Annotated in this window: 9 protein-coding genes; 5 read left to right on the top strand and 4 right to left on the bottom strand. The window is 71.1% G+C overall.

Annotated features, from left to right (window positions below; translation table 11 throughout):
* Positions 1-18: 18 nt before the first annotated feature.
* Together OG959_RS35705 and OG959_RS35700 are read left to right on the top strand one after the other, a co-directional pair.
* A complete protein-coding gene (locus OG959_RS35705) occupies positions 19-744 on the top strand; it encodes an HAD family hydrolase (protein ID WP_326665216.1) in 726 nt (241 codons plus the stop codon).
* Between the two features lie 268 nt (positions 745-1,012).
* The gene (locus OG959_RS35700; RefSeq protein ID WP_442805697.1) at positions 1,013-2,140 is read left to right on the top strand and encodes a serine/threonine-protein kinase; all 1,128 of its coding nucleotides are present in this window, start codon (positions 1,013-1,015) and stop codon (positions 2,138-2,140) included.
* A gap of 7 nt (positions 2,141-2,147) precedes the next feature.
* Here OG959_RS35700 and OG959_RS35695 read toward each other — a convergent pair whose 3' ends face one another.
* Positions 2,148-3,140, bottom strand: a complete 993-nt coding sequence (locus OG959_RS35695) for an aldo/keto reductase (RefSeq protein WP_326665212.1) — start codon at positions 3,138-3,140, stop codon at positions 2,148-2,150.
* 90 nt (positions 3,141-3,230) lie between these two features.
* Entirely contained in the window at positions 3,231-4,145 is a 915-nt protein-coding gene (locus OG959_RS35690) for an aldo/keto reductase (RefSeq protein ID WP_326665211.1), read from the bottom strand.
* A gap of 457 nt (positions 4,146-4,602) precedes the next feature.
* Between OG959_RS35690 and OG959_RS35685 the strand changes: the two genes are divergently transcribed.
* Complete coding sequence (locus OG959_RS35685) at positions 4,603-8,085, top strand: M28 family peptidase (protein WP_326666805.1); 3,483 nt, start codon at positions 4,603-4,605, stop codon at positions 8,083-8,085.
* A 57-nt stretch (positions 8,086-8,142) separates the two neighbouring features.
* Here the strand turns inward: OG959_RS35685 and OG959_RS35680 are convergent, their stop codons facing one another.
* Positions 8,143-9,570: a helix-turn-helix transcriptional regulator gene (locus OG959_RS35680; protein ID WP_326665209.1), complete on the bottom strand. Its 1,428-nt coding sequence runs from the start codon at positions 9,568-9,570 to the stop codon at positions 8,143-8,145.
* A 475-nt stretch (positions 9,571-10,045) separates the two neighbouring features.
* Between OG959_RS35680 and OG959_RS35675 the strand changes: the two genes are divergently transcribed.
* Positions 10,046-12,229 (top strand): discoidin domain-containing protein, encoded by a 2,184-nt coding sequence (locus tag OG959_RS35675; protein ID WP_326665207.1) that lies wholly within the window; start codon positions 10,046-10,048, stop codon positions 12,227-12,229.
* A gap of 64 nt (positions 12,230-12,293) precedes the next feature.
* Here OG959_RS35675 and OG959_RS35670 read toward each other — a convergent pair whose 3' ends face one another.
* Positions 12,294-14,891, bottom strand: coding sequence for a SpoIIE family protein phosphatase (locus tag OG959_RS35670; protein ID WP_326666804.1), 2,598 nt, complete (start codon positions 14,889-14,891; stop codon positions 12,294-12,296).
* Between the two features lie 636 nt (positions 14,892-15,527).
* On the opposite strand from OG959_RS35670, the gene OG959_RS35665 reads away from it, so the two are divergent.
* A complete protein-coding gene (locus OG959_RS35665; RefSeq protein ID WP_326665205.1) occupies positions 15,528-16,862 on the top strand; it encodes a geranylgeranyl reductase family protein in 1,335 nt (444 codons plus the stop codon).
* Positions 16,863-16,864 lie beyond the last annotated feature (2 nt).

Below are 16,864 nucleotides of genomic sequence, written 5' to 3'. Positions count from 1 at the left end.
GCTGAGACCATGGCTGCCATGAACTCATCACGAGCAGGCGCTCCTTCGGTCATCTTCGACCTGGACGGCACCCTGGTGGACAGTGAGCCGAACGCCTACGAGTCGATGCGGCTGCTCCTCGGACAGCACGGCGTGCCCGACTTCACCTGGGAGCAGAACGCCCGCTTCATCGGGATCAGCAACCTGGAGGCGCTGACGGTCCTGCGCACCGAGTACGGCATCGCCGCGTCCGCCGACGAGCTGGTGGCCGGTCAGGACGCGATCTATCTGGAGCTGGCGCGGAAGTCGACCGAAGTCTTCCCCAGGATGCGGGAGTTCGTCGAGCTGCTGCACGACCGGGGTATCGCCGTGGCCGTGGCGTCGGGCTCGTCGCCGGCCGGGATCGAGGCCGTGCTGGCGAGCACCGGCCTGGACGCCTTCTTCACCACGTACGTCTCCGCCGACGAGGTGCCACGCGGGAAGCCGGAGCCGGACGTGTTCCTGGAGGCCGCCCGGCGCCTGGGCGCCGCGCCCGCCGACTGTGTGGTGGTGGAGGACGCGGTACCCGGTGCGCGGGCAGCGCACGCGGCGGGGATGCGCTGCATCGCGGTCCCCTACCTGCCGGCGTGCGCCACCGATCCGGCGTTCGCCGCGACGGGGCTGCTCTTCCCCGGCGGGCAGGACGAGTTCACCGCTCAGGCCGCGTACGCCTGGCTGTTCGCGGCAACCGCACCGGCGCCGAGCGGGCCCGGTCCGGCTTCCTGAGCCCGGCTGCGGGGCGGGTCTGCCGGGCCGTCACGGCCGGGGCGGCCGGGGCGGAGTGACGGCCGGTCGCCCCGAGCTCCCGCGCCGGATATCCTGATCTTGCCGCGTGCCCCCACCCCGTCCCTCGTTCCCGGCGAGGTCGCCGCCGCGGCAGCCGGAGCGGTACTCGGCCCGAGCTGTTCGAGACACGCGAGCTATTCGAGATAGGTGTGCACAGGTGCTGGTTGCTGGGCGGTACCGATTGATATCCGCCATCGGCCGTGGCGGAATGGGTGAGGTCTGGCGGGCCACGGACGAGGTCCTCGGCCGGTCCGTCGCCGTGAAGCTGCTGCTGGGCGAACACGCCGACGAGTCGGCGACCGCGCGGTTCCGGCTGGAGGCCCAGACCGCCGCCCGGCTGAGTCATCCGCATCTGGTGGCCGTCTTCGACTTCGGGTCCTGGGAGGACCGGCTCTTCCTGGTCATGGAACTCGTCGAGGGCAGGAGCCTCTCCGACCTGCTCCTGTCGCAGGAGCGGCTGGGTCCGGAACAGGTCGCCCGGATCGCCGGCCAGGCGGCCGCCGGGCTGGCGGCGGCCCATCGGCAGGGCATCGTCCACCGGGACATCAAGCCGGGGAACCTCATGCTGGACGCCGAGGGCTCCGTCAAGATCGGCGACTTCGGCATCGCCCAGTTCGTCGACGACCCCTCGGCCGCCCTCACCACGACGGGGCACATCGTCGGCACGAGCCTCTACCTCGCACCGGAACGGGCCCTCGGCCACACCGCCGGTGCCGCCTCGGACATGTACTCCCTCGGCTGCGTCATCTACCAACTGCTGCTCGGCCAGCCGCCGTTCCGCTCGGACACCCCGACCGCGACCCTGTACCAGCACGTGGACACGCCTCCCGTGCCGCTACGACAGCGGGGCGTGGACATGTCCGCGGCCTTCGACTCGTACCTGCTGGGCCTGCTCGCGAAGCAGCCGGAGGACCGGCCCACCGCACAGCAGGTCGCCGACTGGTTCCACAGCGAGGCCTGGCGGGGTCAGGCGGAACCCCTGCCGCGGCACCGGCCCGCTCCTCCGCGAGCCCCGGCCGCCGCCCACGCGCCGACGCCCTCGCCGGTCGCTCAGCGCCCGGGTGCGGACCCCGGCGCTCCGACGACGTACCGGCTGCCCCAGGCGCACGGCCGGGGGCGGCGGGCGGCGGCCCGGCCCCGGAACGGCCGGCGGCGCAGCACCCGCGAAGCCATCAGACGCCGGCCCAGAGTGGCCAGCGCCATCGCGGGGACGGTGGCCTTCCTCGCCGCCGTCTACCTGGGCATGAGTCTGTTCTCCCCCGATTCCAGCTCGGCCACGACCCCGGAGGACGCCACCACGACGAGCGGGCCGCCCTCCCCCGGGCCCGGCCGCTGATATCTCGTCACCAGCGGTCGTGGACCGCCGCGCGGATCCTGCGGTCGTACAGGTCGCGCACCGCGTCGAGCGTGCTCTGCGGCAGCGGTTCCAGCGCCGCCGCGGCCGCGTTGGCCCGGGCCTGCTCCACCGAACGGGCCCCGGGGATGACGCTGGTGACACCGGGCTGCTGAATGATCCAGCGCAGCGCCGTCTGCGCGGGCGTCGCCCCCTCGGGAGCGAGTCCGGCGAACTCGGCCGCCGCGGCAAGCCCGGTGCCGTACTCGATCCCGGAGAAGGTCTCGCCCTGGTCGAACGCCTCTCCGTGCCGGTTGTAGGCGCGATGGTCCTCGGGTGCGAAGACGGTGTCCGCGGTGTACTTCCCGGACAGCAGCCCGGAGGCGAGCGGCACCCGGGCGACGATGCCGACCCCGGCCGCGCGCGCGGCCGGCAGGACCTCGTCCAGCGGCTTGAGGCGGAGCGGGTTGAGGATGATCTGCACGCTCGCGACACCGGGCCGGGCGATGGCCGTCAGCGCCTCGGCACACGTTTCGACGCTCACCCCGTAGGCGGCGATCCGCTGCTCGGCAACGAGCGTGTCCAGGGCGTCATAGACCTCGTCCGAGGAGTAGACGGCCGTGGGCGGGCAGTGCAGCTGCACGAGGTCGAGGGTGTCGACCCCGAGGTTGGCCCGTGAGCGGTCGTTCCAGGTACGGAAGTTGTCCAGGACGTAGTTCTCCGGCACCTGATCGGCGCGACGGCCCATCTTGGTCGCCACCAGGACGCCCGCGTCGGGGCGCTCCTTCAGATAGCGCCCGATGAGCTGTTCGCTGCGTCCGTCCCCGTACACGTCCGCGGTGTCGAAGAAGGTGACGCCCGCCCCGACGGCGGCGTCGAGAACGTCGAAGGCATCGGCCTCGCGCACCTCGCCCCAGTCCCCGCCGAGCTGCCATGTGCCCTGCCCTACGACCGATACGTTCCGTCCGGTCCTGCCCAGTTCTCGCTGCTCCATGGCCATCATGCTACGTCCGCCGGGTGACCGGTCCGGGACTCCGCCGCAGCGGCCGGAGGCACCGGGGCGGGGCGCCTCGCTCCCCGCCCCGGCCGGCGGTCAGCCGGCGTCCTGCCCCAGGGCGGTGAGCCGGCGGGCCTCCTCGTCGGTGAGCCGCAGGGCGCCCGCCGCCACGTTGGCCTCCAGATGAGCGGGGTTGCCCGTGCCCGGGATGGCCAGGACATGCGGGCCCCTGCGCAGCGTCCAGGCGAGCCTGACCTGGGCGGGGGACGCGTCGTGGGCCCGGGCGATGTCGAGCAGTACCCCGTGCTCCGCGCCGAGGTCCGCACCGGCCTCGCGGCCTCCGGCGGCGATCGCGTAGAACGGCACGAAGGCGATGCCGAGTTCGCCGCAGGCGCGAAGGATGTCCTCGGAGTCCGCACGCCGTTCGCCGATGCCGTACCTGTTCTGCACACAGACGACGGGCGCGATGGCCCGGGCTTCCGCGATCTGGTCGGGCCAGACGTTGGAGAGACCCAGATGCCGGATGAGCCCCTCCTTCCGCAGCTCGGCCAGCGCACCGAAATGCTCGCTGATCGGTGCGGGTCCGTTCACCCTCAGGTTGACCACGTCGAGGTGGTCGCGGCCGAGCTGGCGGATGTTCTCCTGGACCTGTCCCCGCAGTTGCTCGGGCCTGGCCCACTCGGGCCAGTCGCCGCCAGGTCCGCGGCTGGGGCCGACCTTGGTGGTGATGACCAGATCATCGCCGTACGGAGCCAGTGCCCGGTTGATCAGCTCGTTGGCGGAGCGCAGGGGCGAGAAGTAGAAGGCCGCCGTGTCGATGTGATTCACGCCGAGCTCGACGGCGCGGCGCAGCACGGAAATCGCCCGGTCCCGGTCGTGCGGACCGCGGTCGTCACTGAACGCGGCACCGTTCTGCGTCAGGCGCATGGCGCCGAAGCCGATCCGGTTGACGGTCAGATCGCCGAGCTGCCAGGTGCCGGCAGCCGCTGCGTCGGGGGTTTCCGAGGTCAAGGGTGATGCCTTCCATGAAACGGTGAACTGACGTGAGACAAGTGACGACACGCCAGAAAGCTTGTGTAATTCACTGGTTCATGATAACGTGGCGCCAACACGTCTGTCGTTATCATCACTTAGTGCGTGTGCAGGATAGATCCACGCCATCGTCCTGTCCAGCCCCCTCCGGGCCCCGCACCCCTCGACAGCCCTCCCTGCCGCTTCGTCATCGCCGCTTCCTGTGCGCTGCCTGTGCGATCGCACCATGACGACTTGACCAGACTTGCCAAGCCTCCTCCGCACGCCCGCAGTTCGTTGACGATGTCATGCCCACGTGTGAGTGTTCGGTCGCCCGATCACGGACACCACCTGGGCGGACGGCCCGTACCGACGGCAGGGACGGGTACGTCTCCCCACGCCGCTGCCCGTGACCGAGGTCCCCACGAACCGAGGAGCCTCGATGAAACGCAGACCGATGACGGCCGGGACAACCCTGGCCGTCCTCGCCGGAATGCTGGTCGCCACGAGTGGCCAGTCAGCTTCTGCAGAACCGTCTCCGCCGCCCGCCCCGACCGCGCTGTCGACCGCCGTGTCGGCCGCCGACCGGGCGGCGGCCAGTGGTCTCGACGCCCTGGCCAAGGGGCCCGACGAGCGGTACGAGCGGCAGATGGTGACCCCCTGGGTCAACGGGCTCTACTCCATCGCCTACGAACGCACCTACCGCGGACTGCCGGTCGTCGGCGGTGACGCCGTCGTGGTGGCCGACTCCGAGGGACGCGTCCGCGGATCCCAGTCGGCGGTCTCCCGGCGCATCAACGTGCCGGTCACCGCGACCGTCTCCGCCAAGGCCGCCGAGGCCACGTCACGCGGGGAACTGCGCACGGTGGAGCGGGTCGACAGCCACCGGCTGGTCGTCCGGGCCACGGGCACGAAGTCCCGGCTGGCCTGGGAGACCGTGCTCACCGGCCGGACCGCGAAGGCGCCGAGCCGGCTGCACGTCTTCGTCGACGCGGGCACCGGCAAGGTGCTCGACAGCTACGACGACGTCAAGGCCGGCACCGGCAACAGCCAGTGGAACGGACCGTCCCCGCTGTCCATCAACACCACCTCCTCGGGCGGCAGTTACTCGCTCCGCGACCCGGCCCGCCCCGGTCTGAGCTGCGCCGACTACAGCACCGGGGGCGTCTTCACCAAGTCGAGCAACTCCTGGGGGACGGGCAGCGCCTCCAGCAAGGAGACCGGCTGCGTCGACGTCATGTGGGCGGCCCAGCACGAATGGGACATGCTGCGCGACTGGCTCGGACGCAACGGCCACGACGGGAACGGCCGCAGCTGGCCGGTCAAGGTCGGGCTGGGCGACGTGAACGCCTACTGGGACGGCTCCACCGTCTCCATCGGCCACAACAACGCCAACCAGTGGATCGCGGCCATGGACGTCGTGGGCCATGAGTTCGGCCACGGCATCGACCAGTACACCCCCGGCGGCGCCAACAACGAGTCCGGTCTCGGCGAGGCCACCGGCGACATCATGGGCGCGCTGACCGAGGCGTACACCAACGAGCCCGCACCGTACGACGATCCGGACTACACCGTCGGCGAGAAGATCAACCTGGTGGGCAACGGGCCGATCCGGATCATGTACAACCCCGGGCAGATCGGCGACCCGAACTGCTACAGCTCCTCCATACCCAGCACCGAGGAGCACGCGGCGGCCGGCCCCCTGAACCACTGGTTCTATCTGCTGGCCGAGGGATCGAGCCCCGGTGGCGGCAAGCCTTCCAGCCCCACCTGCAACAACTCCTCGGTCACCGGCGTGGGCATCCAGAGCGCCGGAAAGGTCTTCTACGGCGGCATGCTGCTCAAGACCAGCGGCATGACGTACAAGCGCTACCGCACTGCCACACTGACCTCGGCCAAGAACCTCGACGCCACCTGCGTGCTGTTCAACCGGGCGAAGGCGGCCTGGGACGCGGTGAGCGTCCCTGCCCAGAGCGGCGATCCGACGTGTGCCCCGAGCGGCAACAACGACTTCTCCCTGTCGCTCGACCCGGCCTCCGGCTCGGTGAAACAGGGCAACTCGGTGACGGCCACGGTCAGGACCACCGTGTCCTCCGGCAGCGCGCAGACGGTGAACCTGTCGGCGACCGGACAGCCGAGCGGTGTCACCGTCTCCTTCAGCCCGTCCTCGGTGCAGTCCGGCGCGAACTCGGCCATGACCGTGTCGACCACGTCGGCCGCGGCACCCGGTACGTACACCCTCACCGTAAAGGGTGCGGGCACCCAGGACCACACCGCGCAGTACACCCTGACCATCGGTGACGGCGGGAACCCGGGCGGCACGGCCCCCGACATCAGCGTCGCCAACGTGCAGACGCATCTGACCCAGTTCAACACCCTCGCCTCGCAGAACGGCGGCAACCGGCGTGCCGGCAGCGGTGGTTACACCGCCTCGCTCGCCTATGTGAAGGGCAAGCTCCAGGCGGCCGGCTACACCGTCAGCGAGCAGACCTGCACCACCTGCACCTACCGCGGGAACAACCTGATCGCGGACTGGCCGGGCGGACCGGCCGACCGGACCGTGATGTTCGGTGCCCACCTCGACGGCGTGGCCGCCGGCCCCGGCATCAACGACAACGGCTCCGGTTCCGCCACGCTGCTGGAGAACGCTCTCGCCCTGGCCCAGCAGAACCCGACGATGACCAAGCATGTGCGCTTCGCCTGGTGGAACGGCGAGGAGCAGGGCCTTGAAGGCTCCGAGTACTACGTCGGCCAGCTCTCCGCCGCCCAGCGGTCGGCCATCTCCGCGTACTACAACTTCGACATGGTCGCCTCCACCAACGGCGGCTACTTCATCAACAACCTCAACTCCGCCGCGTCGGCCCCGATGAAGGAGTACTGGACCTCGCTCGGCCTCGCCCCGGAGGAGAACGTCGAGGGCCAGGGCCGTTCCGACGACTACTCGTTCCAGCAGGGCGGCATCGCCACCTCGGGTTACGCGACCGGCGCCAGTGCCACCAAGTCGTCCGCCCAGGCCACCAAGTGGGGCGGCACCGCGGGCCGTTCGTACGATCCGTGCTACCACCAGTCGTGCGACACGACGGCGAACATCAACGCGACCGCGCTCAACCGCAGCGCGGACGGGATCGCCTACACGGTGTGGAAGACGGCCGTCGGCACCACCGCGCCGGCCGACGACTTCTCCGTCTCGGTGAACCCGGTGTCCGGCAGTGTCCAGCCGGGCGCCTCCGTCACCGCGACCGTGTCCACGGCCACCACCGGCGGATCCGCGCAGAGTGTGCGGCTCACGGCCTCCGGTGCGCCGAGCGGGGTCACCGTCTCGTTCGCCCCGTCCTCCGTGCAGTCGGGCTCCTCGTCCACGATGACCGTATCCGCCGGAGCGCAGGTCACCGCGGGTACGTACACCCTCACCGTGACCGGGACGGGCACCGCCACCCACACCACTACGTACTCGCTGGTCGTCGGGGGCGGCGGAACCTGTCAGGCGCGGCAGGTCGTCGCCAACGGCGGCTTCGAGAACGGCACCACGCCGTGGACCCAGACGGACGGGGTCATCAACAACCGGACCTCCGAGAAGCCAGCGCACAGCGGTTCGTACCAGGCGTGGTTCGGCGGCTGGGGCAGCACCCACAGCGACACCGCCACGCAGTCGGTGACCGTTCCGACGGGCTGCTCGACGTACCGGCTGTCGTTCTATCTGAGGACCGACACCGACGAATCGGCGGGTGACGCGACCGCGTACGACACGTTCACCGTGAAACTGGGCTCCCGGACACTGGCGACGTACTCGAACCTCGACGCGAGCGGCGGCTATGTCCAGCAGTCCTTCGACGTCGGCTCCGCCGCGGGGCAGACGGTGACGCTGGGGTTCACCAGTAAGGAGGACGCCTACCTCCAGACCAGCTTCGTCCTGGATGACGTGGCGCTGGACGTGAGCTGATCCACCGACGGGGGAACCGGGGGGCGGGGCGTGATCCACACGCCCCGCCCCCGCGTGTCAGCGGACCACCGCCGCCAGCCTCCTGACGAAGTCGTCGGTCTCCGGGCGGCGGCCCCGGGCCGCCAGCCTCGCGTGGAGTCCGCGCAGTTCCTGGCCGAGCAGCGTCGCCGGATTGATCTCGGTGGTGTCCAGGACCGGGCCCGCCACGGACTGAGCCGCCGCCGGGTCACCGGCGCACGCATGGGCGTCGGCCATCCGGGCCAGGAACAGCATCCGCGCCGAATGCATGCCGGGCGGCAGCAGCCCGAGCGCGGTGCCGGCCGCCCCGACGGCGCGGAGCGCGAACCGGCGGTCACCGGTGGCCGCGGCGAGATCGCGCAGCGCGCCGGCCGCACCCGACTCCACCCGCAGACGCACGGAGGCTACGGAGAGCCAGGGCGCCTCCGCCTCGTCGCGCTCGCCGGCGCGGTCCATCTGTGACCAGGCCCGGTCGATGTGCCGGAGCGTCCTGGCGGCGTCGCCGCGGACGGCGTGTCCGCGCGCCTGGTACAGATCGCTCATGGCGCCCGCCCAGTGCCGGCCCGCGGCGGCCTCTCCGATCGCCCCGCCGTAGACGAGCGCCGACGGGCCGTCACCTTCCAGCCGGGCCAGGGTGCTCATGTCGCTGAGTGCCGCGACCTGGGTGCCGACGCGGCCGGCGATGGCGGCCCACTGCAGTGAGCGGTCGAGCCAGGCCATCGCGGTCCCGTTGCGGCCCCACAGCAGCCGCAGACATCCGGCCGACTGCGCGTACTCGGCTGCCAGCGGGGCCAGTTGGGCCTGGTACGACGCGGCGGGGAGCGCCATCCAGCGGAGCATCGCGTGCAGCGTGCCCTCGACCACGGCGGTCGCCCCGGGCCAGGCCCGTTCCTCGTCGGCGCGCAGACAGACCGCGAGCAGGGCGGTGAGCGCATGCACGGTGTCGTTGTCCAGGGCGGGGCCTGACCGTGCGTCGGGGCCCAGCGCGCAGAAGGCCGCGTGCAGTTCGATGACGTCCGCGAGGACGGGGACCGAGCAGCCGTCGCGGCCGTGCAGCGGACAGACGAGTCCGTAGGCGGGCAGGCTCGCGGGCAGGACGGTACCCGGCGGAAGCACCGCGCGCAGTGCCCCGCCGGCGGGCTCCCCGGGCAACGGACCGCTGCGCACGGGCGCCGCTGCGCGCGGTACGCCTCCCGCACGCTCCTGCTCCTCGGCCGTCTCACAGGCGGACACCAACTCCCCCTGCGCCATCAGCAGTTCGTCCAGCCGCCGGGCCAGCGGCAACGGCGTCCGCCGGCTCCCGTGCTCCAGTTTGCTGATGGCGGTGTGGTCGTATCCGACCCGGGCGCCCACCTGGGCCTGGGTGAACCCGGCCCGTCCCCGCCACCGGCGTAACCGGACTCCGAACGACTGCCACGCCTCCGCGGTACGGGCGTCCGCCGGAACAGGACCCATTGCCTCGTTCACCCGGAACTCCGTCGCGCCTGGTCAGCGGCGCCACGCGTGCCACGCTCACGGCTCATGACCCGGAGGATAGCGAGCAGCCGGGTCCGCTGTCCCCCAGGTGCCGCCAAGATGTCCGGTAACAGGCCCAGCGGTTGCCGGCACACGCCGCTCCCGGCCCCTCCCCCGGACCCTCTGCCGCCGTCGGCCACGAGAGCAACACCACGACGCTCCAGCCGCATTGAGCATGCCCACAACATCATCACCTGAATCAACGATCCATCAGAGCCCTTGCCACCACGACGTCAAGGGGTAGCCAATCGGGGCAATCATGAGGTAACAGTCGTCAATTCTTGTTCTCAACAGCGCCCGGACAACGACGTGTTGCACACCTATTGACGCGTGGTGACGCAAGGGAGAAGTATCCCCATCGGCCGGAGAGAGCGCTCTCCGGCTTCGTGTCGTGCACCCGCTACCGCGACTCAGGAGACAAGCCCCCATGTACGCACCCCCCTTGTTCCACAGACCCGCGCCCTCGACCGGAAGAAGACGCGCCGGTGTGCTGACCGCCGTCGCCGGTCTCGTCGTGTCGCTGCTGGCCTTCGTGCCGTCCAGCCCGGCGAGCGCGGCGCCCTCGTTGCTCTCGCAGGGCAGGACGGTGACCGCTTCCAGCCAGGAGAACTACGGCACCCCCGCCACGTCCGCCGTGGACGGCGACAACGGCACCCGCTGGTCGAGCGCGGCCGCCGACCCCCAGTGGATCAAGGTCGACCTGGGCTCCACCGCCTCGGTCAGCCAGATCGCGCTGAAGTGGGAGACCGCCTACGCCAAGGGCTACCGGATCGAGTTCTCCACCAACGACAGCACCTGGAGCACCGCCTACTCGACCACCACGAGCGCCGGCGGCACCGAGACGCTCAACGTCTCCGGCAACGCCCGCTACGTCCGACTGACCGGCACCACCAGGGCCACCCAGTACGGGTACTCGCTCTGGGAGTTCCAGGTGTTCGGCACCACCGGCGGCGGAGGCGGCCCGCAGATCCCGGGCGGCGGCGACCTCGGCCCGAACGTCCTGGTCTTCGACCCGTCGACGCCGAACATCCAGGCCAAGGTCGACGAGATCTTCAAGCAGCAGGAGTCGGCACAGTTCGGCACCGGCCGCTACGCGCTGATGTTCAAGCCGGGCACGTACAACAACATCAACGCCCAGATCGGCTTCTACACCCAGATCGCCGGTCTCGGGCTCAAGCCGGACGACACCACGTTCAACGGTGATGTGACCGTGGACGCGGGCTGGTTCAACGGCAACGCCACCCAGAACTTCTGGCGCTCGGCCGAGAACCTCGCACTCAACCCCGTGAGCGGCACCGACCGTTGGGCCGTCTCGCAGGCCGCGCCCTTCCGTCGCATGCACGTCAAGGGCGGACTGAACCTCGCGCCGAACGGCTACGGCTGGGCGAGCGGCGGGTACATCGCCGACAGCAAGATCGACGGCCAGGTCGGCCCGTACTCGCAGCAGCAGTGGTACACCCGCGACAGCTCGATCGGCAGCTGGGGCAACGGCGTCTGGAACATGACGTTCTCCGGCGTCGAGGGCGCACCCGCCCAGAGCTTCCCGAACCCCCCGTACACCACCCTCGACACCACCCCGGTCTCCCGCGAGAAGCCGTTCCTCTACCTGGACGGCAACGACTACAAGGTCTTCGTCCCCGCCAAGCGCACCAACGCGCGCGGCGTCTCGTGGAACGGCACACCTCAGGGCGATTCCATCCCGCTGAGCCAGTTCTACGTGGTCAAGCCGGGGGCCTCCGCCGCCACGATCAACGCGGCGGTGCAGCAGGGCCTCCATCTGCTGTTCACGCCCGGGATCTACCACGTCGACCAGACGATCAACATCGACCGCGCCAACACGGTCGTGCTGGGTCTGGGTCTGGCCACGATCATTCCGGACAACGGGGTCACGGCCATCAAGGTCGGTGACGTGGACGGCGTGAAGCTCGCCGGGCTGCTCGTCGACGCCGGTCCGCAGAACTCGCAGGTGCTCGTCCAGGTCGGCCCCGACGGCGCCTCCGCCGACCACGCTGCCAACCCGACCACCGTCCAGGACGTCTTCGTCCGGGTCGGCGGCGCGGGGGCCGGCAAGGCCACGACCGGCATGGTCATCAACAACGACGACACGATCATCGACCACACCTGGCTGTGGCGCGCGGACCACGGTGACGGGGTCGGCTGGGAGACCAACCGGGCCGACTACGGCCTCCAGGTCAACGGCGACGACGTCCTGGCGACCGGTCTGTTCGTGGAGCACTTCAACAAGTACGACGTCCGCTGGTCCGGCGAGAGGGGGAAGACGATCTTCTTCCAGAACGAGAAGGCGTACGACGCCCCGAACCAGGCCGCCATCCAGAACGGTGCCACCAAGGGTTATGCGGCCTACAAGGTGGACGACTCCGTCACCACCCACGAAGGCTGGGGTCTGGGCAGCTACTGCTACTTCAACGTCGACCCCACCATCCGCCAGGACCACGGATTCCAGGCACCGGTGAAGCCCGGCGTGAAGTTCCACGACCTGCTCGTCGTCTCCCTCGGCGGCCAGGGCCAGTACGAACACGTCATCAACAACACCGGATCACCCACCTCCGGCACCTCGACCGTTCCCTCGAACGTGGTGTCCTTCCCCTGACGCCACGCGTGAGGTGATCCGACCGTCCCGCGGGGCCCGGCAGTCTCTGCCGGGCCCCGTCGGCCTATCCCTGTCCGGGCGGCGGCCCGTCGAGCGACTGCTCGGACCAGATGACCTTGCCGCGCTCGGTGTAGCGGGTGCCCCAGCGCTCGGCGAACTGGGCGACGAGGAACAGCCCGCGGCCGCCCTCGTCCGTCGTCGCGGCGTAGCGCAGGTGCGGGGAGGTGCTGCTGCAGTCCGACACCTCGCAGATCAGCGCCCGGTCGTAGAGCAGCCGCACGCTGATCGGCTCGGAGCCGTACCGGATGGCGTTGGTGACGAGTTCGCTCAGGATCAGTTCGGTGACGAACCCCTCCTCGTCCAGGCCCCGGTCGGTGAGCCAGCGGATGGCCTCCTTGCGCACACCGGCGACGGCCGCGGGGTCCGGGTCCACCTGCCACTGGACGCGGCGGGCCGGGTCCAGGGTGCGGGTGCGCGCCACCAGCAGGGCGACGTCGTCGCCCGGGCGGCTGGGCAGAAGGGCCTCCAGCACGTCGTCGCAGGTCTCCTCCGGTGTGCGTTCGGGGCCGGCCAGAGCGCTCCGCAGCTGTTCCAGACCGTCGTCGATGTCCCGGCCGCGACGCTCGATCAGACCGTCCGTGTACAGCACCAGGCGGCTGCCCTCGGGCACCTCCAGCTCGGTCGCCTCGAAGGGCATGCCACCGATGCCGAGCGGCAGACCGGCGGGGATCTCGGGGAACTCCACGGTGCCGTCGGGCAGGACGAGGGCGGGTCCGGGGTGGCCGGCCCGGGCCACCGAGCAGCGTCCGGAGACCGCGTCGTAGATCGCGTACAGACAGGTGGCCCCGGTGATCCCCCCGCCGCCGGCCTCCTCGTCCTGGTCCATCCGGACGACGAGTTCGTCGAGGTGGCCGAGGAGTTCGTCCGGCGGCAGGTCCAGCGTGGAGAAGTTGTGCACCGTGGTGCGCAGCCGGCCCATGGTGGCCGCTGCGTGCAGACCGTGCCCGACGACGTCGCCGACGACGAGTGCGACCCGGGCGCCGGACAGCGGGATCACGTCGAACCAGTCCCCGCCCACTCCCGCCTGCGCCGGCAGATAGCGGTAGGCGACGTCCAGCGCGTTCTGCTCCGGAAGGCCGCTGGGGAGCAGACTGCGCTGGAGGGTCACGGCCATCTCGTGCTCGCGGGTGTAGCGGCGGGCGTTGTCGACGCTGACCGCCGCCCGGGCCACCAGTTCCTCGGCGAAGGACAGGTCCTCGGTGTCGAAAGGAGCCTCGTTCTGCGCGCGCCAGAAGTTCGCCATGCCGAGGATGACCCCGCGCGCGTGCAGGGGCACGGAGAGCAGCGAGTGGAATCCGTATTCCAGGATCCGTGCCGCCTGGTCGGGGTCGGGCAGGCGCCACTGCTGGGAGGCGGCGAGATCGGGCACGACCCAGGTGTGGCCACTGCTGCTGCCGATGCCTTCGGCGCTGGTCGGTACGAAGCCGATCACGCGGCCCAGCGGGTAGAGGGGATGGTCGGCGCCGACACCACTCACGGCGGTGCGGCGCATGTCCATCACCTCCCCGGAGGGCGCTTCCGGTTCCTCTCCGCGCAGTACGGAGTCGGCGAGGTCGACCGTCGCGCAGTCGGCGAATCCGGGCGCGGCGACCTCCGCCAGTTCCTGCGCGGTCGTGGTGACGTCGAGCGTCGTCCCGATGCGGGCTCCCGCCCGGTACAGGAGCAGCAGCCGTTCGCGTACGGTCTGCGCCCGGCCGGTGACGGCCTGCAGTTCCGTGGTGTCCCGCAGGGTGGCGACCGTACCGGGCGGTCCGCCTCGTTCGCCGGTGGGGCGGAGGTTGACGGCCAGCAGCCGGTTCCCCGCGGGCCTCAGTTCGTCCGTGGCCACCCGGCCGGAGGCCAGCAGCTCCGCGGTGCGGGGGTCCAGCCCCAGCTCCGTCACGGCGCGGCCCTCGGCGTCGGAGGGAAGCCCCAGGAGACGGCGGGCCTCGTCGTTGGCCAGGGCCAGCCGGCCGTCGGCGTCGAGGATGAGGACGCCTTCGCGGACGGCGTGGAGCACCGCGTCGTGGTGTTCGTACATCCGGGTCATCTCGGCGGGTCCGAGGCCGTGCGTCTGCCGGCCCAGACGTCGGCTGACCAGGCCCGCGCCCCCGGCCGTGAGGGCGAGAGCGACCACTGCGGCGCCGAGAGCGAGCGGGAGACTCGGATAGGCGAGTCTGTTGATGGTGTCGACCTTGATGCCGACGGACACCAGGCCGGCGGACGTGCCGTCGCGCCGTTCCACGGGCACCACCGAGCTGACCGCGAGGCCTCGGCTCGCATTGACGGTACGTGTGATGGCGTCGCCCTCCAGCGCCTCCTTGTACGGGCCGAGGATGCGCTTGCCGATCAGCGCGATGTCGGGGTGGGTGTAGCGGATGCCGTTGGTCCCGGCCACGACGACGTACTCGACGCCCGTGCTGCGCCGGACCTCCTCGGCGCGGGGCTGCAGGATGGCCGTGGGATCCCTGCTGTCCAGGGCCGCCGCGACTCCGGGTGCGTGGGCGAAGGTCTCCGCGACGCTCAGCGACCGGGTCCGGGCCTCCTTCATGCTGTCCCGTCTGCCCTGCACCACCAGGGCGACGACGGCCGCCACGACGAGCAGCGTCACGATTCCCAGCATGAGGACGAACACCTGGCCGGCCACGGTGTGGACGCTGAAGAGGGTGCGCAGCCTGCGGAGCGGTGAGGGCCGCCGGGTGCCCGGGCCGGAGGGCGCGGGCTCGTCACCGCCCGGGCGTCCGTCATCGTGTCGATGCGGCTGCCGGGCGGAGTGGCGAAACCGCGTCCCGAACCGACCTGTACCACCCACATCTTCAGGTTTAACACGATTCGCCGGGGCCGCCCCTCGGGGCCCTGGCGTCGTTGGTGACCGCTGGACGTGTGAACGGCGCACCGTCAGGGCATATGACGGATTACCGACAGGAGGTGGTGTCAGTGGGCCGCATCAGGATCGTCCGACGCCCCCAGCTTCCGTCCCGGCCGCCGCCGCTCGATCTGCGCACGCCGTCCGGGCGCCCGCTGCCGTACTGACTCCTTTACCTTCCTCCCCCACTCATCCGTCGTTCTCGGGGCCGCACGCCGTGCGGCCCCGAGGCGCGTTCCGGAGCGGTCCGCCGGAGGGCCGGCCGCCCGCGCGCCGTGTGCGCGCCTGCGGGGGCGTTGACCGCCCTGCCGCGCAGTGGCGCGAACCGGCAGGATGTCGGTGTACAGGGTCGCCGTCCGCGGGCGGTGCCGGCCGTACCAGGAAAGGGTTCCCATGCGGGAAGCGCACGCAGACCAGTCCGCTCCGTCCGCTTCGGACGAGGGCTCCGCCCCCGGCCCGTCCGAGGAGGCGCAGGTGATCGTGGTGGGTGCGGGGCCGGCCGGGTCGTCCGCCGCCTTCCACCTTGCGAGAGCGGGCGTCGACGTGCTGCTGCTGGAGAAGTCCGTGTTCCCGCGGGAGAAGGTGTGCGGGGACGGCCTGACCCCGCGCGCGGTGCACCAGCTCATCCGGATGGGCGTCGACATCAAGGCCCCCGGCTGGATCCGGTCCCGCGGGATGCGCTGGGTGGCCGGCGAACGGCAGGTGCAGATCGACTGGCCGGCGCTGGGCGGCTACCCGGATTTCGGTCTCACGCGCAGCCGGCACGACTTCGACGACATCCTGGCCCGTCACGCGGTGGCCGCCGGGGCCCGGCTGCGCACCGGTGTGAAGGTGACGGATCCCGTGACCGACCGGGCCGGCCGGGTCACCGGGGTCACGGCGGTGTCCGGTGCGGGAGATCCGGTGGTGCACCGGGCCCCGGTCGTCATCGCCGCGGACGGGGCCTCGGCGCGGCTCGCGCTCGCGATGGGGCTGCGGCGGGACACGAAGCGGCAGATCGCCACGGCGGCCCGCCGTTACTACCGCAGTCCCGAGCGTTCCCGCGAGGAGTACCTGGAGCTCTGGGCCGACCTCCGGTTCCCGCGGAGCGAGCGCTATCTGCCGGGGTACGGCTGGATCTTCCCGATGGGTGACGGCCGCGTCAACGTGGGTCTCGGCGCCATCCCCCACCGCCGCCACGGCAAGGCCGACCTCCGGGCCACCCTGGACCGGTGGCTGGCCCGGACACCCGAGGCGTGGGGGCTGCGCGAGGAGAACGCGGAGGGGCCGGTCCGCAGCGCCGCCCTGCCGCTGGGCTTCAACCGTCATCCGCTGTACACCAAGGGGCTTCTCCTGGTCGGCGACTCGGGCGGCATGATCAGTCCCTGGAACGGTGAGGGCATCGGCCAGGCACTGGAGGCCGGGGAGGTCGCGGCCGAGACTGCGGCACTCGCGCTGGCCCTGCCTGCGGGCCCCGGGCGGGAGAGGGCGCTGCATCACTATCCGGTGGAGATGAACCGCCGCTGGGGCAGCTACTACCGGCTCGGCAACACGGCCGCCGACCTGGTCTTCAGCCGGTCGGGTTTCCAGCCCGTGCTCAACCGTTACGTGATGGGCTCGCCGTTCCTCCTCAACACGCTGGCCCGGCTGCTCACCAACCTCACGGACAAGCCCTCGCGCGATGTGATCGACCATGTCCTGAACACCGCGGTGCGCCTCGTTCCCGCCCCGCACGCCCGCCGGCGCTGACC

This window comes from Streptomyces sp. NBC_00385, assembly GCF_035917155.1.
In the GTDB taxonomy this organism is placed as follows: Bacteria; Actinomycetota; Actinomycetes; order Streptomycetales; family Streptomycetaceae; genus Streptomyces; species Streptomyces poriferorum.
Note: the sequence above shows the minus strand (reverse complement) of the source record. Positions and strands in the feature narration are given on the sequence as shown.